Origin of the sequence: Novosphingobium tardum (assembly GCF_042652045.1) — a bacterium.
In the GTDB taxonomy this organism is placed as follows: Bacteria; Pseudomonadota; Alphaproteobacteria; order Sphingomonadales; family Sphingomonadaceae; genus Novosphingobium; species Novosphingobium tardum.
Genome location: NZ_JBHSDR010000003.1, coordinates 779581 through 804918 on the forward strand (window position 1 = coordinate 779581; position 25338 = coordinate 804918).

Annotated in this window: 24 protein-coding genes, 1 tRNA gene and 1 pseudogene; 16 read left to right on the forward strand and 10 right to left on the reverse strand. The window is 65.4% G+C overall.

Annotated features, from left to right (window positions below; genetic code table 11):
- Positions 1-9: 9 nt before the first annotated feature.
- From ACFO0A_RS03925 to ACFO0A_RS03945, 5 genes are all read right to left on the reverse strand, one after another.
- Positions 10-1743: a DEAD/DEAH box helicase gene (locus tag ACFO0A_RS03925; protein ID WP_379537666.1), complete on the reverse strand. Its 1734-nt coding sequence runs from the start codon at positions 1741-1743 to the stop codon at positions 10-12.
- 158 nt (positions 1744-1901) lie between these two features.
- Positions 1902-1975 (reverse strand) — tRNA-Cys (locus ACFO0A_RS03930).
- 68 nt (positions 1976-2043) lie between these two features.
- A complete protein-coding gene (locus ACFO0A_RS03935) occupies positions 2044-3630 on the reverse strand; it encodes a M28 family peptidase (RefSeq protein ID WP_379538158.1) in 1587 nt (528 codons plus the stop codon).
- Between the two features lie 117 nt (positions 3631-3747).
- A complete protein-coding gene (locus ACFO0A_RS03940) occupies positions 3748-4551 on the reverse strand; it encodes a crotonase/enoyl-CoA hydratase family protein (protein WP_379537667.1) in 804 nt (267 codons plus the stop codon).
- Between the two features lie 120 nt (positions 4552-4671).
- Positions 4672-5871, reverse strand: coding sequence for an LL-diaminopimelate aminotransferase (locus tag ACFO0A_RS03945; protein ID WP_379537668.1), 1200 nt, complete (start codon positions 5869-5871; stop codon positions 4672-4674).
- Positions 5872-6015: 144 nt separating this feature from the next.
- Between ACFO0A_RS03945 and ACFO0A_RS03950 the strand changes: the two genes are divergently transcribed.
- From ACFO0A_RS03950 to clpS, 3 genes are all read left to right on the forward strand, one after another.
- Entirely contained in the window at positions 6016-7926 is a 1911-nt protein-coding gene (locus ACFO0A_RS03950) for a PHA/PHB synthase family protein (protein ID WP_379537669.1), read from the forward strand.
- Positions 7927-8077: 151 nt separating this feature from the next.
- Positions 8078-8914 carry a phasin family protein gene (locus ACFO0A_RS03955; RefSeq protein WP_379537670.1) on the forward strand — a complete coding sequence of 279 codons (837 nt, stop codon included), beginning with the start codon at positions 8078-8080 and terminating at the stop codon, positions 8912-8914.
- A 161-nt stretch (positions 8915-9075) separates the two neighbouring features.
- Positions 9076-9462, forward strand: coding sequence for an ATP-dependent Clp protease adapter ClpS (gene clpS, locus ACFO0A_RS03960; RefSeq protein ID WP_379538159.1), 387 nt, complete (start codon positions 9076-9078; stop codon positions 9460-9462).
- Positions 9463-9481: 19 nt separating this feature from the next.
- Here the strand turns inward: clpS and ACFO0A_RS03965 are convergent, their stop codons facing one another.
- Complete coding sequence (locus tag ACFO0A_RS03965; protein ID WP_379537671.1) at positions 9482-9877, reverse strand: MAPEG family protein; 396 nt, start codon at positions 9875-9877, stop codon at positions 9482-9484.
- Between the two features lie 221 nt (positions 9878-10098).
- On the opposite strand from ACFO0A_RS03965, the gene lptF reads away from it, so the two are divergent.
- From lptF to ACFO0A_RS03995, 6 genes and pseudogenes are all read left to right on the forward strand, one after another.
- Complete coding sequence (gene lptF / locus ACFO0A_RS03970) at positions 10099-11376, forward strand: LPS export ABC transporter permease LptF (protein ID WP_379537672.1); 1278 nt, start codon at positions 10099-10101, stop codon at positions 11374-11376.
- Positions 11366-12466, forward strand: coding sequence for an LPS export ABC transporter permease LptG (gene lptG, locus ACFO0A_RS03975; RefSeq protein ID WP_379537673.1), 1101 nt, complete (start codon positions 11366-11368; stop codon positions 12464-12466). The genes lptF and lptG overlap by 11 nt, the downstream gene beginning before the upstream one ends.
- Positions 12467-12537: 71 nt before the next feature.
- Positions 12538-12705: pseudogene (locus tag ACFO0A_RS03980) on the forward strand (plasmid stabilization protein); the annotation flags it as partial.
- Positions 12706-12997: 292 nt separating this feature from the next.
- Positions 12998-13726, forward strand: coding sequence for a sterol desaturase family protein (locus ACFO0A_RS03985; protein ID WP_379538160.1), 729 nt, complete (start codon positions 12998-13000; stop codon positions 13724-13726).
- 1 nt (position 13727) lies between these two features.
- The gene (locus tag ACFO0A_RS03990; RefSeq protein ID WP_379537674.1) at positions 13728-14915 is read left to right on the forward strand and encodes an N-acetyltransferase; all 1188 of its coding nucleotides are present in this window, start codon (positions 13728-13730) and stop codon (positions 14913-14915) included.
- Positions 14916-14996: 81 nt separating this feature from the next.
- Positions 14997-15458, forward strand: coding sequence for a response regulator (locus tag ACFO0A_RS03995; RefSeq protein ID WP_379537675.1), 462 nt, complete (start codon positions 14997-14999; stop codon positions 15456-15458).
- Between the two features lie 219 nt (positions 15459-15677).
- Here ACFO0A_RS03995 and ACFO0A_RS04000 read toward each other — a convergent pair whose 3' ends face one another.
- Entirely contained in the window at positions 15678-16427 is a 750-nt protein-coding gene (locus tag ACFO0A_RS04000) for a Crp/Fnr family transcriptional regulator (RefSeq protein WP_379537676.1), read from the reverse strand.
- Positions 16428-16581: 154 nt separating this feature from the next.
- Between ACFO0A_RS04000 and ACFO0A_RS04005 the strand changes: the two genes are divergently transcribed.
- A complete protein-coding gene (locus ACFO0A_RS04005) occupies positions 16582-16968 on the forward strand; it encodes a response regulator (protein WP_379537677.1) in 387 nt (128 codons plus the stop codon).
- A gap of 87 nt (positions 16969-17055) precedes the next feature.
- Positions 17056-17862 (forward strand): response regulator, encoded by an 807-nt coding sequence (locus ACFO0A_RS04010; protein ID WP_379537678.1) that lies wholly within the window; start codon positions 17056-17058, stop codon positions 17860-17862.
- Positions 17863-17928: 66 nt separating this feature from the next.
- Here ACFO0A_RS04010 and ACFO0A_RS04015 read toward each other — a convergent pair whose 3' ends face one another.
- Positions 17929-19644 (reverse strand): CHASE domain-containing protein, encoded by a 1716-nt coding sequence (locus ACFO0A_RS04015; RefSeq protein WP_379537679.1) that lies wholly within the window; start codon positions 19642-19644, stop codon positions 17929-17931.
- 231 nt (positions 19645-19875) lie between these two features.
- Here ACFO0A_RS04015 and ACFO0A_RS04020 point away from each other — a divergent pair, with 231 nt between their 5' ends.
- The 4 genes from ACFO0A_RS04020 to ACFO0A_RS04035 all read left to right on the forward strand — a co-directional run bounded on the left by ACFO0A_RS04020 (position 19876) and on the right by ACFO0A_RS04035 (position 22207).
- Complete coding sequence (locus tag ACFO0A_RS04020; protein ID WP_379537680.1) at positions 19876-20031, forward strand: NepR family anti-sigma factor; 156 nt, start codon at positions 19876-19878, stop codon at positions 20029-20031.
- Complete coding sequence (locus ACFO0A_RS04025) at positions 20024-20623, forward strand: sigma-70 family RNA polymerase sigma factor (RefSeq protein ID WP_379537681.1); 600 nt, start codon at positions 20024-20026, stop codon at positions 20621-20623. The genes ACFO0A_RS04020 and ACFO0A_RS04025 overlap by 8 nt, the downstream gene beginning before the upstream one ends.
- A gap of 104 nt (positions 20624-20727) precedes the next feature.
- Positions 20728-20937 (forward strand): hypothetical protein, encoded by a 210-nt coding sequence (locus ACFO0A_RS04030; RefSeq protein WP_379537682.1) that lies wholly within the window; start codon positions 20728-20730, stop codon positions 20935-20937.
- 79 nt (positions 20938-21016) lie between these two features.
- Positions 21017-22207: an AI-2E family transporter gene (locus ACFO0A_RS04035; protein ID WP_379537683.1), complete on the forward strand. Its 1191-nt coding sequence runs from the start codon at positions 21017-21019 to the stop codon at positions 22205-22207.
- Positions 22208-22248: 41 nt separating this feature from the next.
- On the opposite strand, the gene ACFO0A_RS04040 is transcribed toward ACFO0A_RS04035, so the two are convergent.
- Positions 22249-22863, reverse strand: coding sequence for a superoxide dismutase (locus ACFO0A_RS04040; protein ID WP_379537684.1), 615 nt, complete (start codon positions 22861-22863; stop codon positions 22249-22251).
- A 115-nt stretch (positions 22864-22978) separates the two neighbouring features.
- Here ACFO0A_RS04040 and ACFO0A_RS04045 point away from each other — a divergent pair, with 115 nt between their 5' ends.
- Positions 22979-23968: a sensor histidine kinase gene (locus ACFO0A_RS04045; protein ID WP_379537685.1), complete on the forward strand. Its 990-nt coding sequence runs from the start codon at positions 22979-22981 to the stop codon at positions 23966-23968.
- On the opposite strand, the gene ACFO0A_RS04050 is transcribed toward ACFO0A_RS04045, so the two are convergent.
- On the reverse strand, positions 23965-25239 hold the full coding sequence (locus tag ACFO0A_RS04050; protein WP_379537686.1) for a dicarboxylate/amino acid:cation symporter: 1275 nt from the start codon (positions 25237-25239) through the stop codon (positions 23965-23967). The two genes, ACFO0A_RS04045 and ACFO0A_RS04050, sit on opposite strands and share 4 nt — an antisense overlap.
- Between the last annotated feature and the right edge of the window lie 99 nt (positions 25240-25338).

The window sequence follows — 25338 nt, forward strand, 5'->3', positions numbered from 1 at the left end:
AATCGGCCTTCAGGCCGGGCGCGGACCCTGGCCCTTCGGCTTGTCATGGCGACGGAACGGCGGCTTGCCTCCGGGACGGCGCGCATCGTTGGCGCCGCCGTGCTGCTTGCGGGGCGGAGCGCGGGGCGGCTCGGGCGACGGCTCGATCCTGATACCGCTCTCGTCCTCGGCGCCCGGAGTCGCAGTGCGCTTGAGCGCGTCACTGAAGCGGCCGGCGACCGCGCGCGGCACCTGAAAGTAGGTTTCGCCCGGGGCGATGCGGATCGCCCCGATCTCGCCACGGGTGATGTGGCCGCGACGGCACAGCAGCGGCAGGATCCATCGCGGATCCGCATTCTGGCGGCGGCCGATATCCATGCGGAACCAGACGACGTCGTCGAATCCCGGGCGGTGGTGGGCGGTCGAAACGCCGGCGGTGCCGCGATCGCGGGTGGAGATGTCGATCAGTTCCTCCGGTTCCGGCAGCCGCGCGGCATGCGCACGGACGAGCGCGACGGCGATCTCCTCGGCGCTCTTGCTTTCGAGCAGCCGGGCGGCGAGCGCGCGCTCCTCCTCGCTCGATTCGACTGGCGCCATCAGCGTCGTCAGCAGACGCTCGCTGTCCTGCGCCCGGATTGCCGCGGCGCTGGGCACTTCGACCCATTCGGCGGCGATCCGCGCGCTCTTCAGCATCATCTCGACCCGGCGGCGGCGGGGGTAGGGCACGACGATGACCGCGGTGCCCTTCTTCCCGGCGCGGCCCGTCCGGCCCGAACGGTGCTGGAGCACCTCGGCATCGCGCGGCACTTCGACGTGGATTACCAGGCTGAGCGAGGCGACGTCGATCCCGCGCGCGGCGACGTCGGTAGCCACGCAGACGCGGGCCCGCTTGTCGCGCAGCGCCTGGAGTGCGTAGTTGCGCTCATTCTGGCTGTGCTCGCCCGAAAGCGCGACCGCGGCGAAGCCACGCTCGACCAGCGCGGCGTGCATGTGGCGGACGTTGTCGCGCGTCGCGCAGAACAACATCGCCGTCTCTGCTTCATGGAAGCGCAGCAGGTTGATCACCGCGTGTTCGATATCGGCGGGCGACACGGCCACCGCCTGGTACGCAATGTCGCCATGGCCGCGATCGTCTCCCACCGTCGAGATGCGCAGCGCATCGCGCTGGTAGCGCTTGGCGAGCGCGACGATCGGCCGCGGCATCGTGGCCGAGAACAGCAGGGTCCTGCGGCCATCGGGGGTGGCGTCGAGAATTTCCTCGAGATCGTCGCGAAAGCCCATGTCGAGCATCTCGTCGGCTTCGTCGAGCACCACGAAGCGCAGGCCGGTAAGGATCAGCGCGCCGCGCTCGAGATGATCGCGCAGGCGCCCCGGGGTGCCGACGACGATGTGCGCGCCCTGCGCCAGCGCACGTCGTTCCTTCGACGGATCCATGCCGCCGACGCAAGTCACGATTCGTGCCTGGGCCCCGGCGTAGAGCCAGGTCAGCTCGCGGCTGACCTGGAGCGCCAGTTCGCGCGTCGGCGCGATCACGAGCGCCAGCGGAGCCCCGGCGCGGGGCAGGGTTTCAGCATCCCCCAGCAGGTCGCGCGCCATGGCGAGGCCGAAGGCGACGGTCTTGCCTGAGCCGGTCTGGGCAGAAACGACCAGGTCGCGCCCCAGCGCATCGGGTTCGAGGACTGCCGCCTGGACCGGTGTCGGGGCGGAATAGCCCTGTTCGGCAAGCGCTGCGGCAAGGGGCGGAGGGAGGTGGGAAAAGGGCATCGGGCTCGATTTTCGGTTGCCGCGCAGGCACGCGGGGGATGGCACATTGCGGTCAGCCCCGCCATTGGGGGCGGGTGCGCGGCCGGAAGTCAGTTGGCGGGATCCGCGACGGATCGCGGACCGGCAGTTCGTGCGGCGCCATTGCGCGCCGAGGCGGTTGGAGGCCCGAGCCGGAATCGAACCGGCGTGCAAGGATTTGCAGTCCTCTGCGTAACCACTCCGCCATCGGGCCTAACCGGGCGAGCCGCGCGCCTAGCCTAGCATGGCCCGCACTTCAATGGCCAAGGCGAGTGCCGGCCTTCAGCGGCGGGCGGCGGCCGACTTGTCGCGCACCGCCTTGAACTCCGATCCCGGCTTCCATTCCGGCCAGCGGGACGAATTGGCAAGGTCGGTGCCGATCGCCTGCATCACCTCGATATCCTGCACCGCGCCCGCCAGGTTCCAGTCGGGGCTCCATGCGTCGCAGGCCTGGTGATAGCATTTGCCGGTATAGGCATCGACCCATGCCTGGCCCGCGGCCTTGCCACCATCGACAAGGTCGCTTGCGCCGGCGATGCCCATCAGCAACAGGACCGGCACGCCGCGCTTGGCGAGGCTGAAGTGATCGGCGCGGTAGAACAGCCCGCGCTCGGGCAGGCTTTCGGGGCTGACCGTGCGCCCCTGCGCAGCGGCGAAGCGGGCAAGGTCGTCCTCGAGCGTGTCCTGCCCGCGACCGACGAGAATGACGTCGCGCGCCCGACCCGCGGTCTGGAGGATGTCGAGGGTGAGGTTGGCAACCGTCTTTTCGAGCGGATAGATCGGCGCCGCGGCGTAGAACGCGGAACCCAGAAGCCCGCGCTCTTCAGCCGTCCATGCGGCGAAGACCACGCTGCGTACGGGCGGTGGGCCGGACTTCAGATTGCGGGCGATCTCGATCAGTCCGGCAATGCCTAGCGCGTCGTCGTTCGCGCCCGCGCGGTATTTTCCACCCGGCGCGCCCGGCGCGGCGGCTCCGTAAGCGTCCCAGTGCGCCCCGTACATCACGACTTCGTCGGGTCGGCGCGCGCCGGGTATCCGGGCCAGGACATTGTGGCTTTCGACCACCTCGTGGCTGACCGGGACGGAGGCATCTAGCTTCGCGCCGAGCGCAACCGGGCGGAAACCCTTGCTCCGCGCTGCGCGCCTGAGCTTTGCCAGGTCCAGCCCCGCAGCGCTGAAGATGCGCTCGGCCGCATCGCCCGCCAACCAGCCCTGCAGTGCCAGCCCGCCGGTTCCCGGTGCTCTCACGATGTCGTAGTTTTCGCCGTTCGAGCTTGCCGCGACGTTCCAGCCGTACCCCGCGCCGTCGGTATCGTGGATGATTAACGCGCCCGCCGCGCCGCGCCGCACGGCTTCCTCGTACTTGTAGGTCCAGCGGCCGTAATAGGTCATCGTCCGGCCGCCGAACTTGCCAAAGGCGCCTTCCCCCTTGGCCGCGACGAAATCGGGGTCGTTGATCAGGAAGACCGCGACCTTGCCCTTGAGGTCGGCACCCTTGAAATCGTCCCACCCGCGCTCCGGCGCGTCGACGCCATAGCCGACGAAGACCAGCGGCGCCGCCCGGATCGTCGCAACGTCCGCGGGCATCAGCGTTGTGAGCGCTACGTCGGTGTCGGGGGCCAGGGGAACGGTCTTGCCGCCCACGGTGACCGACAACGTCGTCGGCGTGCCCAGCCTCGTATGGAGCAATGGCACGGCCTGGGTCCAGCCGCCGTCAGTGCCGCCGGGTTCGAGCCCCAGTTCCTGGAACCGCGCGATCAGGTAGCCGATCGTGCGGTCTTCGCCGCGACTTCCTGGCGCGCGTCCTTCGAACGTGTCCGACGCAAGCGTGCGCACCGTCCGGGTCAGATTATCGGGCAGGATAGGCATGCCCTGCCCGGTTGGCGCGCCGGCGCCAGCCGGTTGGGCGAGTGCTACGACCGGCGCGCTGCTGAGCATCAGCGCAAGAGCGATCAGCCTTGACGGATTGGTGCGACCCATTGCCGTTCAATCCTGCGGATTTGTGAAGCGCCCGGGCCGCCGCTCGAGCCCTGCCAGGACCGCCTCGCGCTGGTTGGGCGAATACATCAGCTTGTGCTGCTCGTGGCTTTCCAGATGCAGGATCTGGTCCGTGGTCAGCTCGTGCATCCGTTCCGACAATCGCTTGGCCGCGCGAACGGCATGGGGATTCTTGCCCGCGATCTCGTGGGCCAGCGCCATCGCGCGCGCCAGGGGATCGGCATCGACATGGGTCGCGAAACCGAACCTCTGCGCTTCCTCGCCGGAAAATTCCCGGTGAGTGTAGGTCAGTTCGCGTAGAACGTCGTCGCGCACGTTGCCCCGCCACAGCCAGTAACCGCCCATGTCGGGGACAAGCCCCCACTTGACCTCCATTACTGCCATCCGCGCGTCAGGCGAGACGATCCGGATATCCGCCCCGCTCGCGATCTGGAGCCCGCCGCCGAAGCAGACCCCGTGGATCGCGGTGATCACCGGCATGGGCAGCTTGCGCCAGACCACCGCAGCTTGCTGCGCCCGGTTGGCGTTGCCGTGCGTCCGGTCCGTCAGCGAGCCTTCGCTGTGGCGGTCGGTACGCGCCATCGAGGACAGGTCGAGCCCCGCGCAGAACGACCGCCCTTCGCCCGAAAGAACCACGCAGCGCGCCTCGGGCATGTCGAACAGGCGCTGGCCGGTCTCCACGATCGCCGAGAACATCGCATCGTCGAGCGCGTTCATCTTGTCGGGCCGCGAAAGCAGGACATGCGCCACACCGCCTTCGAGGGTGATCTTCACGCGGGTTTCATCGCTCATCTTCCGGAATCCTCCATGAAGCAGCCGCTGCACGCGGCTTTCTCGCCTGTTCGCCCATCGGCGGCGAGGCGTCCAGTCAGAACTGGCCGGAGAAAGCCGGGCGCAACCGCCCCGTGATCGTCAGGCCGCGGTGGAATTGACGCCCATGCTGGCGAGATAGCGCTTTATGTTGCGCGCGGCCTGGCGAAGCCGCTGCTCGTTCTCGACCATCGCGATCCGCACGTACCCTTCGCCGTCCTCGCCATAGCCCACGCCTGGCGCCACCGCGACTTCGGCATGGGTGAGCAGCTGCTTGGAAAATTCAAGGCTGCCCATTTCGCGCAACGCGGGCGGGAGCGGTGCCCAGGCGAACATGGATGCGGGCGGGGCGGGGATATCCCACCCGGCGCGGCCGAACGCCTCGACCATCACGTCGCGGCGCTTGTGATAGAGCGCGCGGTTCTTCTCGACGATGTCCTGCGGGCCGTTAAGCGCGGCGCAGGCCGCGGCCTGGATCGGGGTGAACGCCCCGTAATCGAGGTAGCTCTTCACTCGCGTCAGCGCGCCGATCAGCTTGGCGTTGCCGACCGCGAAGCCCATCCGCCAGCCGGCCATCGAATACGTCTTGGACAGCGAGGTAAATTCCACCGCCACGTCCTTGGCGCCGGGCACCTGGAGGATCGATACGGTCGGCTTTCCATCGTAGTAGAGCTCGGAATAGGCGAGGTCCGAAAGGACCCAGACCCTGTTCTCCCGCGCCCAGGCCACCAGCCGTTCGTAGAACGCGAGGTCGACCGTCTCGGCAGTGGGATTAGAAGGATAGTTGACGATCAGGACCGAAGGGCGCGGCACGGTGAAGGCCATCGCCCGGTCGAGCGCTCGCCAGTAATTCTCGTCGGGCGTCGTCGGCACCGAGCGGATCGTGGCCCCGGCAATGATGAAGCCGAAGGTGTGGATCGGATAGCTGGGGTTGGGCGCGAGCACGACGTCGCCGGGCCCCGTGATTGCGGTGGCGAGGCTCGACAGCCCTTCCTTCGAACCCATGGTCACCACGACCTCGGTCTCGGGATCCAGATCGACGCCGAAGCGGCGGCCGTAGTAATTGGCCTGGGCGCGGCGGAGGCCGGGGATGCCCTTGGACTGCGAATACCCGTGAGCATCGGGCTTGCGCGCCACTTCGCACAGCTTGTCGATCACGTGCTGCGGAGGTGGCAGATCGGGGTTGCCCATGCCCAAGTCGATGATATCCCGACCCGCGGCGCGCGCGGCTGCCCGCATGCCGTTGACTTCGGCGATGACGTAGGGCGGCAGGCGCTTGATGCGGTAGAATTCATCTTCCATGGCGGTGAGCGGATCTTTTCATAAAATGCGCGGACGTAGCGCCGCAGGATCGATTCTACGCGCGAATCGCCATGCCACGCAAACGGGTTGTCGAATTGGCTTCCGGTTGTAGCTATGGTGCACAGGCAGACGGAAGGATCGCAGATGGCCGACAAGCAACAGGACGACCCGCCGACTGTGTTCGACACCTGGCGCACGATGCAGCAGGAGACGCTGCGGTCCTTCATGCCGGGCGCATTGCCCGCCGCGCTCGATGGCGCGGCGGCCGATCTGCCCGACTCCGCCGATCTCCAGCACTGGACGCTGGTCGCCGCGAAGCTGCAGAAGATGTGGCTGGATTACTCGACCGAGCAGGTCGGCGACCAGATGGCCAAGGGCGAGCCAGCGCTGCGGCGCATGTTCGATCCCGCCCAGTGGACCCGAATGGTCGAGTCCTGGTACCGCCAGATGCCGCTTGGCGATCCCAAGGTTCAGAACCAGCTGTGGGAGGAAGGGCTGCAGCTGTGGCAGGCCGTCCTCGGCCAGTTCGGCATCGGCCCCGCGGCGCGCGAGGATGGCGGAAAGTCCGACGGACCAGACCTGCCGCGCAAGGACCGCCGCTTTGCCGATCCGCGGTGGCGCCAGCAGCCGGCCTTTGCGCTGATTCACCAGACCTACCTGATGCTGGCCGAGCAGATCGGTCGCATGGCCGACAAGGCGCCCGGGCTCGACAAGCAGCAGCGCGCCCAGCTCAAGTTCACGACGCAGGCGATCCTCGATGCGCTGAGCCCGGCGAACTTTCCGCTGACCAATCCCGTCGTCCTTGAACGGACGCTGGCCACCAAGGGCGACAACCTCGTCAAGGGGACCGAGCATCTCCTGGCCGACCTGCGGAAAGGCCAGCTCACCCATACCGACCCGGAGGCCTTCGAGCTTGGCCGCAACATCGCGGTGACGCCGGGCAAGGTCGTGTACCAGACCGCGCTGTTCCAGCTCATCCAGTACACTCCGACCACGCCCGACGTGCTGGCGGTGCCGCTGGTCATCTTCCCGCCGTGGATCAACCGGTTCTACATCCTCGATCTCAATCCGGCGAAAAGCTTCATCCGCTGGGCGGTGGAGCAGGGCATTACCGTGTTCGTGGTGTCGTGGAAATCGGCGGACGCCAGCATGGCCGAGACGACCTGGGACGATTACGTGCGCAGCCAGATCGAGGCGATCGATCACGTTCGCGAGCGACTGGACGTGCCGGCGGTGCACACGATCGGCTATTGCGTGGCGGGAACGACCCTGGCCGCAACGCTCGCCGTCCTCGCCCGGCGCGGCGAGGCCGACAAGGTGGCATCGGCCACCTATTTCACCGCGCAGGTGGACTTCGAGCAGGCGGGCGACCTGCGCCTGCTGGTCGAGGACGCGCAGCTTTCGCTGATGGAGCAATTGACCACCGACGGTTATCTCGACGGGCGCTACATGGCGGCGACGTTCAATCTGCTGCGCGGACCCGACCTCATCTGGAACTACGTCGTGAACAACTACCTCATGGGCGAGGATTACCCGGCGTTCGACCTGCTCCACTGGAACGGTGACACTACCAACCTGCCGTTCAAGTGGCAGAAGGCCTATCTCGAGGACCTCTACCGCGACAACCGGCTGGTGCAGCCGGATTCGCTGAGCGTGGACGGCACCCCGATCGATCTTTCGCTGATCGCGACGCCCACTTACATCCAGGCAGGGCGGGAGGATCACATAGCGCCCGCGGCCAGCGTCTGGGAACTGACCCGCTACCTGAAGGGGCCGTGGAAATTCGTGCTGGCGGGTTCGGGCCATATCGCCGGGGTCGTCAATCCGCCCGAAGCCGGCAAGTACCAGTACTGGACCAACCCGGAGAAGGCGAACTCGCTCGACGGCTTCATTGCAGGAGCCAGCGAAACCAAGGGAAGCTGGTGGCCGAACTGGATCGACTGGCTGAAGGAGCGGGACAGTCGCACCGTCAAGGCCAGCGGCAAGCGCGTCCCCGGCGGCAAGGGGGACACGGTGATCGAGGATGCCCCCGGCAGCTACGTAAAGACCCGTTGAGCGGCAGAGCGTTTTGCGGCCGCGGTGCGATGCTGCACTGCACCATTTAATCCTTGACTTCGCAGTTGCGATACGTATTTTGTGCATTGCAACATAAGTCGGCGACTGTCCGGTAAACGGACTGGCTCGCCCGAAGCAAAGGACCGCCGCAATGGCCGATACCGAGACAGCCAAGAGCGACGTCGTCGCTGAAAAGGCTTACGCCGAAGCCGCCGACAAGGTCTCGGCTCCGGCGGCGCCCTCCGCGTCCGTCGCCGCGAAGGCCGAGCCGGTCAAGGCTGAGGCCCCGGTGATGAAAGCCGAGGGTCCCGCCGCCAAGGCCGCTCCCGCGCCAAATAAGGCTCGTGCCGCCAAGCCGGCCCGCAAGCCTGCGACGCTCAAGTCGCCGCTGGTGAAGACCGCCAAGGTCAAGACGGCCGCGAAGCCCAAGCCCGTCGCGATCAAGGCTCCGGCCCGCAAGAGCGCGGTCGCCAAGGTCGCCAAGCCCGCAACCATTACCAAGCCTGCGAACATCATTCAGAAATTGAAGGAAACCACCATGGCCACCACCACCAAGAAGACCGCCGACGACTTCACCGCCAAGATCCAGGATGCCGTCAAGGACGCGCAGGCGCGCGCCAAGACCGCGATGGAAAAGAGCCAGGCGATGTTCGGCGAAGCCGGCGAGTTCACCAAGGGCAACCTCGAGGCGCTGGTCGAGTCGACCAAGATTCTCGCTTCGGGCGTCCAGACGATGGGCAAGAGCTACGTCGAGGAAACCAAGTCGACCTTCGAGAAGCTTCAGGGCGACATCAAGGACATCACCAAGGTGAAGTCGCCGACCGAGTTCGTGCAGATGCAGGGCACCCTGATGCGCAAGTACTTCGACAACGCCGTGGCGTACAACTCGAAGAACAGCGAAGCGATGCTCAAGCTCGTCAACGATGCTTTCCAGCCCATCTCGAACCGCGTCAGCCTCGCGGTCGAGAAGGTCAAGCAGGCCGCCTGATCGGCCGGCCCGCGCCGCCGATGCGGCGGGGCCTCGGAATAACGGAAATTCGGGTCGGTCAGCCGCGCGCTGTCCGGCCCGTTTCCGCTTTGGCAAGACTTGCGCTGCCATGCCGGTCTTGCCGATCAGCAACTGCGATGCGATATTACGGGCCGATGACGATGCGTACCCAACCCTTGCCTGACGTCCTGATCCGCGCCGCGGGCAATGGGCCGCGTTTCGATGACGACGGGGCCGACGGCGGCCGCGGCGGCGATCAGGTCGGCGTCGCCACCAAGACCCGCGCCAAGTCCAAGAAGCCGAGCATGTTCAAGGTGCTCATGCTGAACGACGACTACACCCCGATGGAATTCGTCGTTCTGGTGCTCAAGCGGTTCTTCTCGATGGACCTCGAACAGGCCACGCGGGTCATGCTCCATGTCCACCAGAAGGGCGTCGGAGTCTGCGGCATCTTCCCTTACGAGATCGCGGAAACCAAGGTGAACCAGGTGATGGATTTCGCGCGGCAGAACCAGCACCCGCTGCAGTGCACCCTGGAAAAAGCCTGAACGCGGCGGCTCTTGGCCGCTAGGGCCAGAGCAGGGGCGCAAGTACGAGAGCAAGCCCTACGAGGCTGACCAGGTACACAAGCGTGCGGACCTTCGGCACGCCTTTCCAGTAAAGCGGCAGGTACAACACCCTCGCGCCAAGCCAAATCCAGCCGCCCAGCGCGGTCCACGTGCTGGTGCGTCCTGCCAGGACGACACCCGCCAGCGCGATGATCGCGACCGGGAGCGTCTCGAGAAAATTGTCGCGCGCCCGCTCGAGCCGCGCCGGCACCGGATCCAGCGGCGGCATCACCTCGTCTCGCGCGCCCGTGTTCCAATCCTTGCCGTATTGCTTCGTCTTCGCCTGAATTGCGGAGATGATGTGAACCATCAGCAGCATGGCCGCTAACGCCAATATCCTGATTTCCACCTGCATCGCAGTGCCCCCATGGATTGCCCGCCGCGCATCGTGGCGGGCGCGAGCCCGCTTGTCGAGCGGCGCTGGCCGCGCATCGGCAGCTTGCGGTTCGGCCGCTGTGCCCGGGCAAGGGAATTTCGCGCTTTGACGGTCCGCCTCGCGGCCCTAAAGGGGAAAACTGCGCCGCGCTCGACCGATCCCGCGCCGCGCCATGCCACGCCGGGACTGCGCCAGAACTCGTGAAATCCTTCACCGCAATCGATCGCTATATCGCCCGGCTGGTGATCGTGCCGATGCTCGCGACCTTCGTGCTCGCGGCATCGCTGTTGGTGCTCGACAAGATGCTGCGCCTGTTCGACGTCGTGGCGACCGAAGGGGGGCCGGTGGGCATCGTCTTCAAGATGCTCGCCAACCTCCTGCCCGAATATGCCAGCCTGGCGATCCCGCTCGGGCTGCTGATGGGCATCCTCTTCGCGTTCCGGAAGCTCGCCACCTCGTCCGAACTCGACGTGATGCGCGCGGTGGGGCTGGGCTATACCCGGCTGCTGCGGGTCCCTTACGTCCTGACCATCCTCCTGATGGCGCTGAATTTCGCCAACGTCGGCTATCTCCAGCCGCTGTCGGCCTATTATTACGAGCAACTCGGGTTCGAGCTGCGGTCTGGCGCGCTGGGCGCCTCGATCAAGGTGGGCGAATTCACGACGCTGAAGGACCGCATGGCCCTGCGGATCGAATCGAGCCGCGATGGCGGGCGCGAACTGCGCGGGATCTTCGCGCGCGTGGCCAACGAGAAGGGGCAGGTCCTGTCCATCTCGGCGCGCTCGGGCCGCTTCCTTGCGACTAAAGACAGTCCCGACACGATCATCCTTCACCTCAGCGACGGGCAGATCGTGCAGGACGGGCCGAACCTGAAGACGCCGCGGGTCCTCACCTTCTCCAGCCACGACCTGCCCATCGACCTCCCCAAGATTGAGCAGTTCCGCCGGCGCGGCGGGAAGGAGAAGGAGTATATCCTGCCCGAACTGCTCAAGCTCGGCTGGAACAAGCAGTTGCCCCAGGCGCTGCGCAACGAAACCCAGGCCAGCTTCAGCTTCCGCATGGTCGAAGTGGTGATGATGCTGCTGCTGCCGCTGCTCGCGGTGGCGATGGCGATCCCGCCCAAACGCTCGACCTCGGCGCTCGGCGTGTTCGTGTCGATCGTGATGGTCGTCGCCTATCACAAGGTGAACCAGTACGGGCAGGACATCGGCTCGCTGGGCAGGGTCGACCCTTTGCTTGCGCTATGGGGCCCATTCGCGGTCTTCGCCGCGCTTATCGTCTGGATGTACTGGCGCGTCGCCTACGTGCCGGGCGGCCAACCGATCTCGGGCCTGGAAAAGGCGTTCGCCGTAATCGTCAGGTTCCTGCGCAAGGCTACGGGGGTCGACCGGCGCAACCGCCGTCGTGCCGCCGCTGGACTTGCCCTGCTCGCCGCCCAGGACGATCAGGCGCCCGCCGGAGCCGTCCATGCAGTTTGATTTCTTCCCGTCCAAGACGATGACCGTCTATCTTGCCAAGCTGTTCGTCGTCCGCATTCTGGCAGTCCTTGCGATGCTGGTGCTGGTCCTTCAAATGCTCGACCTGCTCAGCGAAAGCGGCAAGATCCTCGGCGTGGCCGGGAACGGCCAGGCCCAGCTCCTCACTTACGTGTCGCTGCGGATGCCGCAGCTCGTCGCGCGGTTTCTGCCTTATTCGGCGTTGTTGGCAACGATCATCACCCTGGCGACGCTCAACCAGAACAGCGAAGTCATCGCCATGAAGGCTGCGGGGCTTTCGGCACACCAGGTGCTCGCCCCGCTGTTCCTGACCGCGGTGCTGGTTGCCGCCGCCAGCTTCACCTTCAACGAACGCGTCGTTACCCGCGCGACATCCACGCTGAAGGCGTGGCAGGCGGTCGATTATGGCGTAGTCCCGCCGCAAAGCGCGGTAAAGTCAAACGTCTGGCTGACCGACGGCGACAACATCCTCTTTGCCCAGACCATCACCGGCTCCGGCCCCGGCTCGGTCATGAACGGGGTGAGCTGGTATCGCCGGGACCAGGCCGGGATGACCCAGGGCATCGTGCGCAGCCCGCGCGCCACCTTCGCCAACCCGGGATGGAAACTCGATCGTCCGACCGGTTTCCAGGTGCAGAGCGCGCAGGTCGCGCCCCTGTCGGATGGAACGGTCATCGCCCCTTCGGTGACGCCCGCGCAGATCGCGATCAGCAAGGTCGATCCCGACGCCGAGAGCCTGAGCGAGCTGGGCCGGTCGATCGCCGCGATGAAGGCCGCGGGACGTCGCACGGGCGAACTCGAAGGGTCGTGGTGGCACAAGATTTCCGGCCCGCTGGCTGCCGTGCTGATGCCGCTACTTGGCGCGGTTGCCGCGTTCGGCCTTGCCCGCTCGGGCCAGCTTTTCGTGCGCGCGGTGATCGGAATGGGGCTGGGGTTTGCCTTCTTCGTGGTCGACAACGCGGCGCTCGCGATGGGCAACTTCGGCGGCTATCCGCCGTTCCTCGCGGCGTGGTCGGCGTTCGTGCTGTTCGCGCTGATCGGCGAGACCGTCCTGATCCGCACCGAGGAATAGCGCGGGAACAGGTTGCGGGCAGCGGAGGTTGATGCGGTTGCGGGAGGCGGTTGCTGCACAGGAGGCTCGCCATGCCACAGGGCGACAAGGACAAGTACACCGACAAGCAGAAGCGCAAGGCCGAACATATCGAGGAAGGGTACGAGGACCGCGGCGTTTCCAAAAAGGAAGCCGAAAGCCGCGCCTGGGCGACCGTCAACAAGCAGGACGGCGGCGGCAAGAAGTCCGGCTCAGGCCGGCATTAGGCCTGCCGGAACGCGCATGTAGACCACTCTGGCGAGAGTATCGCTCAGCGACGGTTAAGGCGCCTGCGCCTAGTTCGGCCCCTTGCCCAAATCCCGCCGCAAGTTGCGCTTATGGCGCAAGCCGCCCGGGCCTGCTAGGCGGCGGGCCGCCGGCAAGCCGGGCGAACTTTCGAGGACGATGACGATGTCGCAGACCACCACCGCGCCAGGAGCCGCCAATCGCGCCGGCGACCCGGTCGACGATAGCCACCTGCCGTTCTGGAAGCGGTCGCACTATCTCGACCGGATGGACTTCAAGAGCCTCGTCGTCGCCTACTTCCAGCACTACACGATCCTCGCCTATCTGGCGGCGACGGCGGTTTGCGTGATGGTATTCGCATTATATCCCGCGAGCCTGCTCCAGACCGCGGCGGCCGTGGCGGCGGGGATGCTCATCTATCCGCTCGTCTGGCACCTGCTTCACCAGTATGTCCTTCATGGCCGCTGGATGTGGAAGTCGAAATGGCTGTCGCCCACCTGGAAGCGCATCCACTACGATCACCACCAGGATCCCAACCATCTCGAAGTGCTGTTCGGCGCGCTCCACACCACGCTGCCCACGATTGCGATCGCGACGCTGCCGATCGGCTGGCTGATCGGCGGGGTCGGCGGTGCCGCCGCTGCGCTGGCCACCGGGCTGCTGACGACCTGCTATTACGAATTCATGCACTGCATCCAACACCTGGCGTTCAAGCCGAAGGCCAAGTGGATCCAGCACATGAAGCAGCGCCACGTCGAGCATCACTACTTCCACGAGGACGGCAACTACGGGATCACGAACTACATGTGGGACCGGATCCTCGGCACGTACTACGAGAAGAAGGACATCCCCAAGCGCTCGCCGACGGTGTTCAACCTCGGCTACGACGAGGAAGTGGCCAAGACCTATCCGTGGGTGAAGGAACTTTCGGGCGGCATCGCCAGCGGCCATCCCCGGCGCCGTGCGCTGGGCAAGGAAGGCGCCGACGCTGCCTGACATGATGGACACGGCAATGCAGGAGAGCGCGCTCGGAGCGGGCCAGATCACGGTCGCGCCCGTCGCGGGCAAGGCGGATCTCGATGCCTTCATCGACCTGCCATACCGGCTCTATGCGAACGATCCGCACTGGGTCCCGCCGCTCCGCGCTGAAGTGCGCGAGCTGCTTACCCCGGGCAAGAACCCGTTCTTCGAGCATGCGGACGTTCAGCTCTTCCTTGCTCGCCGAGGCGGAGCGGTCGTGGGTCGGATCTCGGCGCATATCGATCACCTGGCGCTGGCCATGCCGGTCGAGCAGGGCATGGGGCCCGGCACGGGCAACTGGGGCATGCTCGAGGCTGAGGACGAGGCCAGCGCGCAGGCGCTGATCGCCCGCGCCGAGCAATGGTTGCGCGAGAAAGGCATGCACCGCGTCCTGGCGCCGCTCAGCCTGTCCATCTGGGACGAGCCCGGCCTGCTGGTCCAGGGCCACGATCACAGTCCGATGGTGATGATGGGGCATCACGATCCCCGCTATCAGGCATGGATCGAGAGCCGGGGATACGAGAAGGCCAAGAGCCTCGTCACTTACGACCTCGAAATCGTCGAGGGCTTTCCCCCGCTCATCCAGCGCATCGTCGCATCGGGTGAGAAGAACCCGCGGATCGTCATTCGCAAGGTCGATACGCGCAAGTTCGACGCCGAGGCGGCGACGATCCTCCACATCCTCAACGATGCGTGGAGCGACAACTGGGGCTTCGTGCCGATCACCGACAGCGAGATCGCCTATGTCGGCAAGAAATTGCGGCCGCTGGTCAACGAGGACCTGATCATGATCGCCGAGCTCGATGGCGAGCCCGTCGCTTTCATGATGACGCTGCCCGACGTGAATCAGGTCATCCACAAGATCCGCGGCAAGCTGTTTCCGTTCGGCTGGGCGCGCCTGCTGTGGTGGCTGCGCCGTCCGACCGAGGCCTCGATGCGGGTGCCGCTGATGGGCGTTCTGAAGAAGCTGCAATCGTCGCGCATGGCAAGCCAGCTTGCCTTCATGATGATCGAGGCGATCCGCCGGGTGGCCGTGAGCAAATACGGTTCGGTCCGGGCCGAGATCGGCTGGATCCTCGACGACAACCAGGGGATGATCGCCATCGCCGAGGCGATCAACAGCAAGGTCAATCGCGAGTACCTGATCTACGACAAGCATCTCTGACGGAACTTGCCGCGCGAGGCGGCGTTTAGGGCTGTCCGATGCGATGACATGACCGCTCAGTCGCGACGACAGGGAGCCTCGATGGCCACGCGCAAGCCACCACAAGCCAAGTCCGCCCGCCGACCCCGCCGTCCCAGCCTCGGCCGTGCACTGGTGGTTGAGGATGATGCCATCCTCGCGATGGCTCTGGAGGACGCGTTGCGCGAAGGCGGCGCCGACAAGGTGGTGGTCTGCGCCTCGGTCGCGCAAGCGATGACCGAGCTGGATCGCCTGAAGCCCGACATTCTCATCCTCGACGTGCAGCTTGCCGACCGCGGCGATGGCTGGGCCATGGCCGAGCTCGTCACAGAGCTCAGTCCCCGGCCGCCCGCGATCATCTTCTCGACCGGTCGGCCCGATGCGATTCCCGAAAATATCGCCAAGCTGGGTGTGGTGCTGTCGAAGCCCTACCAGCCCGAGATCCTGATTGCGGCGATTGCCGACCTGCGGCGCAAGCCCGGCCTCCTCGATCGCCTACGCGAAGCGCTCTCAACCACGACCTGAGTTGCCAGCCTGGCGGGCTAGCAAAGAAACTCGTTGGGTTTCGCGCGCCCAAGAAAAAAGGCCTCCGCTTGGAGCGGAGGCCTTCGGGATCGTATCACCGACCGCTTGGACGGGAGGGGGGGTCTCGGCGGTGATACTGCTACAATGACCGGCGCAAAAATCGGTTCCAGCGGAAGCGGAATTTTTTCTCAAAAAGTTTTTTCGAAAAAAAGCAGTGACTTAGAAGAAGGGGCGGCTCTGCATATATTCGCCGTCCATGCCGGCGAAGTCGCGCGCTGCGTCCAGGTCGCTGATCGCGATGCCGCCGAGGTTCCACGAAATCAGATTCGAGCGCCTGAGCGACTGCAACGTCCGGTTCGTGTGAACCAGCGAAAGGCCGAGCATATCGGCGATTTGGCTCTGAGTGACGCTGAGCGCGATGGTGTTGCCGTCGGCCACGCCCGTGGCCTTCGCGCGCTCGACCAGGAAGACGGCAAGATAGGCGATCCGCTCGCTCGCGCTGCGCTGGCCGAGCGAGACGAGATGTTCCTCGAGCGCCTGCTCTTCCTTCGCGGCCAGCCAGATGACATCGTAGGCCAATGCCGGGTGAGTGACGATCATCTCCTCGAACCGGTCTCGCTGAAACACGCACAGGGTCGCGGGGGTCAGCGATTCGACCCCATGCGAGATCGGTTCGCCCATCGCCACCTGCAGGCCAAGCAGGTCGCCCGGGAACACGAAGTTCAGGATCTGGCGACGACCGTCCTCGAGCAGCCGATAACGCATCAGCACGCCTTCGAGCACAGTATAGAGATGCGGGCTCTTCGAGCCTTGCACGAGGACCTGGGCGCCCCGGTCCACCCGCATTTCCCCCTGCTTGAATTCCTGCATGAAGGCGAGCAGCGGCGCGTCGAGCGGGCGCAACCCGCGACATTGCAACAGCGGGCACTGGGCGCAGGGCACCCAGTTGTTCGATTCGCTGCTAGCCATCGAAAATTCGCTCCCCTCCGGACCCCGTGAATAGGACAAGCGTTGAGCGAAGATAAGGAAAATTCTCTATGTCATATGATTGAGCAGAAATCTGCTTTCGGCCCTAGTGGAAGCTTGCTCGCGGACCTTGCGCGCGAATGGCGAAGGAAGAGCCGTGGCTGAACCTGCTCGACGGGTACTGGTGCTCGAGGACAGCGTCCTGGTATCGATGGCGATCGAGGCCGCGCTGGCCGAGCGCGGGTTCGAAACCGTGCTTGCCGGTTCGCTATCGGCTGCGAAGGCGCGCCTTGGCGGAAGCCCGCTGCTGGCTGCATTGCTCGATTTCCAGTTGCCCGACGGCAGCTCACTGGAACTCGCGCGCGAACTAGAGGACATGGGTTGCCCGATCGCGATCGTTTCGGGCGCGGACGGGGATGCAGTCCCGGCCGAGTTTCCTTTTACCAAGCGGTTCGTCAAGCCCGTGAGCGCCGAAGACCTGGCGGAATGGGTCGCCTCGATCGACCCTTCCGCGCTACCCGTCGCCGCGCCTCCCCCAACATAATTCAAGGTGTCCGGCGTGATATGGCGCCGGAACCAAATCGCGTCTATTGCGTTCGCTCAGCGTTCGTGAATCCGGGAAGGGGTATTGATGTCGCTTGGGGCCAGAGTTGCTGGGAATCTTCCTTATTTGCGCCGCTATGCGCGCGCCCTGACGGGGTCGCAGACCACGGGGGACGCATTCGTGCGCGAAACTCTCGAGGCCGCACTTGTCGATGACGGCCTGCGCGAGATGATCGGCTCCGGCCGCGCCGAGCTTTATCATGTCTTCAACAAGATCTGGTCGAGCGCGCACGTCGATGTGCCGCAGGAAGAGATTGCGGATCCCGGCGCGGACAACGGGCATGAGGCTGCGGCCCAGGCGCGTCTTTCGCATATCACGCCGCTCAGCCGTCAGGCATTGCTGCTCACCACGCTCGAGGATTTCTCGGTCGATGAAGCCGCGTTCGTGATGGATCGCGAACCCTCCGAGGTCGAGGCGCTGGTCCAGGAGGCGGTGGAGGAAATCGATCGTGAATCGACCACCAGCGTTCTCATCATCGAGGACGAGCCGCTGATCTCGATGCAGCTCGAGGATCTCGTGCGTTCGCTCGGGCACGAAGTGTGCGGCATGGCCGCCACGCGCAGCCAGGCGCTTCAGATCGTTCAGGAGCAGACACCGGGTCTCGTCCTTGCCGACATCCAGCTTGCGGACGGTAGTTCCGGTCTCGACGCTGTCGACGATATCCTCAAGATCACCAGCGTGCCGGTGATCTTCATTACCGCTTATCCCGAACGCCTGCTGACCGGTGACCGGCCCGAGCCGACCTACCTGGTCACCAAGCCGTTTCAGGAATCGACGGTCCGCGCGGCGATCAGCCAGGCGCTGTTCTTCGGAACCAGCCGCCCTCTGGGCTGAGCTGGTTGTGCCAGCGGCGCCGGGCGGATTGCCGGCGCCGCGTATCTTGACCTCAGGAATTGGTCGTCAGCGCTCCTGCCGGTTCGCGCGCAGTTCGAACGCGGCCGGTCGGCGAACCGGGATGATCAGCGTGCAGCGCACGCCACCGGGCTCGAAGCGCAAGTCGACCGGGTTCTGCAATTCGTGCGCCACGATCTTTTCGATCAGGTCTGTGCCAAAGCCGCGCGCCCGGGATTCGCTGACTGGCGGACCGCCGGTCTCGATCCACTCCACCCGCGCAAGGTCCTGGGTGAGAAGGTTCCAGCTGACCACCACGCGCCCATCGAGCACGCTGAGCGCACCGTACTTGGCAGCATTCGTTGCCAGCTCATGGACCGCCAGACCCAGCGAGAGAGCATCGTTGGGGGCAAGCGCCACGTCCGGGCCCGTAATTTCGAGCTGCCGGCCGTCCTCCTGGACATAGGGCGCCATTTCGGCCGCAACGACAGCGCGGATCGGTGTCGTTCCCCATTCCGACTGAGTTAGAAGATCGTGGGTTGCCGAAAGCGCCCTGATCCTCCCCTCCAGGCTGTTAGCGTAATCATCGAGTCCGGTCGCGCGCCGCCGCGTCAGCGAGATGATCGACAGGACATTGGCAAGGGTGTTCTTGACCCGGTGATTGAGTTCGCGAGTCAGCGAATTGCGGATCGATTGCTGCTCTTCCAGCCATTCGCGCGCGATGCGGTCTTCGGTTGCCTGCTTCGTTACAAGTCGGGCCAGCACCAGCAGCAGGCTCGCCACCAGCATCCCGAACAGCAGGGTAAGAAGCGAGAGACTGGTGAGCCGGGTAGGCTTGCCCGTCTCGACGACCACCACCCACGGATGGTTGGCGATCTCCAGGCTCTGGACCGCGGTATAGCCGCTCGGCCGGGCAACGGGGATGCGCGCCATCAGGTTGCCCGGCGCCACCGCCCGGTCGTAGAGTGCGACCCCGACGTCGTGATCGGGCTCAAGCTCGCGCGCAGACGCGAGAAAATCGGCCGCAGCGAAGGGGCTGAACACATATCCCTTCAATTGACGGGCGCCATCCGCCGAAAGCCCAAAGACGGGCATGTAGATTACGAACCCGGTCTGCGGAGCGGTGCCGGGCGGGTGCATCAGCGTAACCTTGCCGGTGGCCGTTGGCCGGACGTAGCGCGCCGCATCCTGCATCGCGGCCCGGCGCTGCGGGTCGGAATACATGTTGAAGCCCAGTTCCAGTCGGCTTCGCTCCGTCTCGGGCTGAAGAAAAATCACCGGAACGGCAAAGGCCTGATCCTCGCTCGGCAACGGATGGATCGTGAAGTTGCGCGGGCGGCTCCGGCGGATCTCGTCCTGGACCACGGTGATATCGTCGCGCTCGACCCGCGCCGCCCAACCGATCCCCTCCGCCCCGCGATAGTCGTCGTCGAGGCGAAGCTGGGTGATGAAATTCTGGAACAGCGTCGAGGGCACGTCCTTTTGGGTGGCGAACAACGCGGCGCCTGAACGAAGATAGGCTGCGTTCGCGTTTGCCCGCCGCTCAAGCGTAGAGGCAATCGCCTGGCCGATCTGGTTGACCTGCGCATTGCGGCGACCGCTCTCGGCCCGCTCGATCGCGAAGACGCTGATAACCGTGATAAGCGAGGTCAGGAGGAAAATCCCGACCGGCAGCATCCGCGGAAACCGCTCGTACCAGTGGTGCAACAGCGCACGTTGGGGAACGATGCCATCCATCTGTTGCTGACCGACCGCCTGTTCCGATGCCCGCCAAAGCAAGCTCACCCCCAAGAAAATCCGGCGACAACGTCACCGGCGCGGCTATTAGCCATGGCATGGGAACAAGATGCGAGGCATTTCGTTCCACCTGCGCGCTATGATTTGCCTGCGAGGACGGCGGGCTTGTTTTCCTGCGCGGAAATTCATGAACTAGGGACGGGCCGGAGGCGCAATTTCGTGCAGCCGGGTTATTCGGGGGAGGCGACTTTTCGAAATCGAATGCCCAAAGACAAACCAATGAACAAGACGCGCCCTTCTTCAACGATCTCTGCCCGGCGCAAGTCGCCGGACTGGACGAATGGCCTGCGTCGGCTGTACGATTCCGTGGTCGAAGAGCCGCTGCCGGACAGCTTCGCCGACCTCCTCAACAAGCTAGACAACCAGAATGGCTGATGGTGATCGCGCGGCGATTGCCGCGGGTTTCAAGCGCGAGCTGACCGCGGTCATCCCTCACCTTCGCGCGTTCGCGCGGGGGCTTTGCGGCCGTCCGGACCTGGCGGACGACCTTGTTCAGGAGGCCTTGCTCAAAGCATGGGCGGCCCAGGAGCGGTTCGAGCCGGGTACGTCGATGCGTGCCTGGACGTTCGTGATTCTGCGCAACGCATATCTGACCGATATGCGCCGCAATCGCTTCCGGGCAGACTACGACGAGACGGTGGCCGAGCGCATTCTCGTCGCTCCTGCCGGACAGGAAGGTCCGCTGCACCTGTCGGACATGCACCGGGCGCTGCTGACCCTTCCGCCTGAACGGCGCGAGGCGCTCCTGCTCGTCGGCGCAGGAGGCTTCAGTTACGAGGAAGCGGCCGAGATCTGCGGGTGCGCCGTGGGCACGATCAAGAGCCGCGTGGGCCGGGCCCGCGCCGCCCTGACCGCGATGATCGAGGACGGTTCGCTGCCCCGTCGCAAGACAGGCGACGCCGTGGCGCACGATGCGATCATGGCCGAGCTCGAGGACACCGCGCGCAGCGACGACCGGGTTCACTGAAGGGCCGGAGCGCCGGAACCCTAATCGTCGCGCGACCGTTCTTGGTCGAGACAGCGGCGGGCAAAATTGGTTGTCCGCCCGAACCCTTGATCAGGAGTGTTCCAATGGCCGACGATCCCCTTGCCAACGCCGAAAAGGGCGAAGGCAATTACAAGGCGACCCGCGACTACAACGAGCGGACCGAGAAGTTTCTCGATGAAAAGGGAAACAAGGTCGAGCAGTTGGCGAAGGATGCGGCACGCGCCATCGACAGCGATGAAGGCGCCGAGCTCGATCGGGCCGAGGCCGAGGGCAAGTCGCACGCGAAATCCTGATGCGTGTAGCGCGCGGGCTTGATCGCTCGCGAGCTCTCGCACAAAGTCGCGTTCCGGTCATGGAAGGGCAGGGACGCGAATGATCCCCGAAGAAGAACTGCCCAAAGTCGTGGCCGAACCGGCCGAGGCGACTTCGCGCATCCTTTCCGCACTCGTCCTGCTGATCGGAATCGGCCTCTTTCTTGGCCTGCCGTTCGTCTTGTCGATAGGCTCGGTCGTATTTCTGCCGCTCGTGGCGGCGATCATCCTTACCATCGTACTGTCGCCATTGGCCGATCGCCTTATCCGGCTAGGCTTACCCAATGTCGTCGCTTCGGCCCTATCAGTCGTGGTGATGGTCGTCCTGGTGGTGCTCGCAGTGCTGGTGATCATCCAGCCGGCGTTCGACCTTGTCGACCAGGTGCCGACGATGATCGGCAAGATCGGAAAGGAGTTCAATTCCCTTCGCGGCAACTTCCAGTGGCTGTCCGAGATCAACCAGCAACTGACCCGCGTTGTGGGGCACTCTTCTGGACGTGAGGTTGTCGTCGCCAGTCCCTCGATGCTCGAACAGGTGGCGTTCGCGACGCCGACGGTGGTGCTCGAGACTCTCCTGACCCTGCTGATGACGTTCTTCATGATCGAGGCGCGCATCCGGATGAAGCGCAGCCTGCTGCTGGAACGTCACAGCTTCGGCGCTTCGCTGCGGGCGGCGCGGGTCATGCGCGACGTGCAGGACCGGGTCGCCTCGTACATTCTGACGGTTGCCCAGATCAATCTAGGGGTCGGCGTGATTGTCGCGCTCGGCGCCTGGGCGTTCGGCCTTGCCGCGCCGGTGATGTGGGGCGGGCTTGCGATGGTGCTCAATTTCCTGCCCTACCTCGGCCCCCTGACGATGATGGGGCTGTTGGGGCTCGTCGGGTTAGGTACGGCGGACAGCGTGGCGCTGGGGCTGCTGCCGATGCTCGCGTTCCTCGCGCTTCATTCGATCGAGGCCAACGCGGTAACCCCTTCGGTCCTTGGTGCGCGGTTCACGGTGAACCCTGTCTTGATCCTGCTGTCGATCAGCTATTTCTCGTGGATCTGGGGCGCGGTCGGAGCCCTGCTGTCGGTTCCGATCCTTCTTACCCTCACCGCGCTCTTCGAGCATCTCGGCACGCTGAACATCGTCGGCTTTCTCTTCGGTGAGCCGTTATTCGAGCCGCATGAACTAAGCGACGACGATGACGTGCCGCCAGCGCCCCCGGCTGCGCCGTCTACGGCCCCAGGAACAAGGGCAACCACGGCCTAAGCCCGGCCCGGCGACGAGTCGCGCGGGCCGGCGACCGTTTGTCAGGCGGGATAGGTCCAGCGTTTGCCCGATGCGAGGTTGGCGGCTGCAAATTCCCAGTTCAGGTGCTGGCCGATCACGGCCTTGAGATACTTCGGCCGCTCGTTCTTGTGGTCGAGGTAGTAGGCGTGTTCCCAGACGTCGATTACCAGCAGGGGCAAGGCATCGCCCAAAGCCAGCGTTTCGGCGTCGTGGCTTTCCTCGATCGAAAGCTTCCCGCCGGTCGAGGCGAGCCATACCCAGCCGGAGCCGAAATGCTTTTCGCCCTTTTCCTGCAGTGCTTTGGCGAATTCCTCGTGCGAACCGAAGTCGCGGGCGACTGCATCAGCGAGTTCGCCAGAAGGCGTTTGCGCCGAGGGGCTCAGCGAATGCCAGTAGAACCCGTGATTCCAGGTCTGCGCTGAATTGTTGAAGAGCGGCTTGTCGCCCTTGTCCTTGGCGGCCTTGATGATCTGCTCGAGCGGGGCCGTTTCAAGTTCGGTCCCGGCGATCGCGTCATTCGTCTTGGTCACGTAAGCCTGGTGATGCTTGCCGTGATGGGTGGCGAGCGTGTCCGCCGAAATGGTGGGGGAGAGCGCATCTTCGGCGTATGGCAGGTCGATGAGTTTGATGGGCATGACGATTCCGTTGGGTTAAGGGGACAGTCGTTCAAACGCGTCGTATCCGTGATGGTTGCGGCCTATCTGGAATTTTGCGCTCGGGGGCGCACGCGGCGGGACCAGTGACGCGACGATGACCGATCCTCAGACGAACGCCGTATCCGACGATCCCCGAAAATTCTCCGAAGATCCGCTGCCGCTCGCGGAGGCGCTGCTCGACCAGAGCCGCGATTGCGTCATGACGCTGGACACCAGCGGACGGATCCGGGCGATCAATATCAACGGCGCGGCGCTGCTAGAACTGGCATCACCCGCTGAAGCTGAGGGCAGGCTCTGGAGTGAGCTTTGGCCCGGCGAGGGGCGTCCTGCAATCGAGGAAGCGCTGGCGGAGGCGGCGGCCGGGCGGTCCACCCGGCTCGAAGCCTTGGCCCCTGGGGCGCTTGGCACTGCCAGACGGTGGAGGATATCGGTGTCGCCGCTGCGCGACGGCCGGGGCGGCATAGCGAGCATCTTGGCCGTGCTCGGCGATATCACGGACCGCCGGCAGGCTGACGAGCGCTTGGCAGAAATGGCGCACGAGATGCGCCACCGGCTGCGCAATGCCTATGCGGTCAGCAGCGCGATCACCCTGGCCAGCGCGCGAGAGGACCCCGATCACGAGGATTTCGCTCGCGATCTTGCCCGCCGGTTCTCGTCGATCGCGGTCGCCCAGTCGCAGCTGCTCGACGAGAGCGGAGGCAGTTCGCTGCCCGATCTCGTGAAGCTGCTCACCGATGCCTATAATCGGGAAGAGGCGGCATTTCACATCGAAGCACTGCCACCGGTCATGCTCGACGAGCAGCAGGCGCGGCTGGTCGCGCTGGTGCTGGGCGAACTGTGCACGAACAGCGTCAAGCATGGCGCGTTGGCTACGGGTCACTCGCTCGCCATAACCGGCAAGCACGAAGGGGGTGCGCTGACCCTGATCTGGCGTGAACCGTCATCGCCAGAAGGGGATTCGCAGTCTTGCGAAAGCAGCGGCTTCGCCCTGATGAAGCGCATGGCGCGGGCGCATAACGCGCAATTCTCGCTCGACCTCGGCGTGACCGAACTCGTTGCCCGGCTGGTGATCGAGGGTGTCTAGTCGCCCGGGGCGGAGACGGCCTCGGCGGCCTTGCCGCGGGCGACTGCCGCGGTTACGGCTACGTCCATCGTCACGTTCGCAAGAGTGCGCATCAGGTCGGGAAAGACTTCGACCGCCACCAGCAGCGCGAGTGGCGCGACCGGGACGCCCATCGCCAGCGCGATCGGGCCGATCGACGAAACGAAACTGATTGCGCCCGGCAGCGATACCGCGCCGATCGTCGTGAGCGTGGCCACGGCCACGCCGGCGGCGAGCACCTGCGGAGTGAGCGGGACGCCGAACCAGTGGGCGACGTAGATCGCCACCGCCAGGTTCATGGCGGGCCCGGTCGCCCGGAACAACGCCACGGCCAGCGGCATCACCAGATCGGCCGTCGCTTCGGGAACACCGAGCCTGCGGCACGCGCCAAGCATCGCGGGCAGGCTGGCGAGCGAGGATTGGGTCGATAGCGCGACAGCCTGCGCGGGCAGCATGGCGCGGGCGAATTCGGCGGGTCGGAGCCGCGCGACCGCGATTGCCACGACATAGGCCGCGATCAGCACGATCACACCGACGATTGTGACGACCACGATGTAATGCGCGAGCGCCCCGATCGCCGCCCCCCCGTTCTGTCCTGCCACGCTTATGCTCAGCGCCAGGACACCCAGCGGCGCCGCGAGCAGTACCCACGAGATGACGACCAGCATCGCATTGCCGATCGCATCGAACAGACCGACGAGAAGCTCGCGTTGCGGGGTAGCCAGTCGCATTGCGGCAACTGCGAAGAACGATACGAACACGATCAGCGGCAGAATCGCGTCCGCGGCGGCCGCGGCCAGCACGTTGGTCGGGACCAGCGCTTCGGCAAAGTCCGCCAGCGTCGGAACCCTTCCCGGCTCGGCCGTTGCCAGCCCTCCGCGAAGTGCATCGGCCGCGCCAGAGGGGATCGGCGCCAGGGCAAGGAGCAACGGCATTGCGATCGCGGCGACCACCGCGCCCGCGAACAAGATGACGAAGAACATCATCAGCGCCCGCCGTGCCAGCCGGCCGGCACGCGCCGCCGCGTAAGTCGCCGCGATGCCGCTGAACAAGAGGGCGGCGACCAGCGGGACGATCGTCATCTGCAGCGCATGAAGCCAAAGCTGGCCCACGGAGCCGGCCACCGCGAGCACCATCGGCATCGCGGACGGGGCAACTCGCGGAAGCACCGCTCCCAACACAAGCCCGATGGCGAGCGCGGCGAAGATGCCACCCGTGGAAACCCGGATCGCGCCGGCACCTGTTTCGCTCATCGATACGCGCCCCTGCCGCCTCTGCCGGTCCATCTGCGGCGTGACTTTAGCGGCGGCTCGCGACATAGCAATTCACGCGCCAGGTCGAACGCCCGGCGT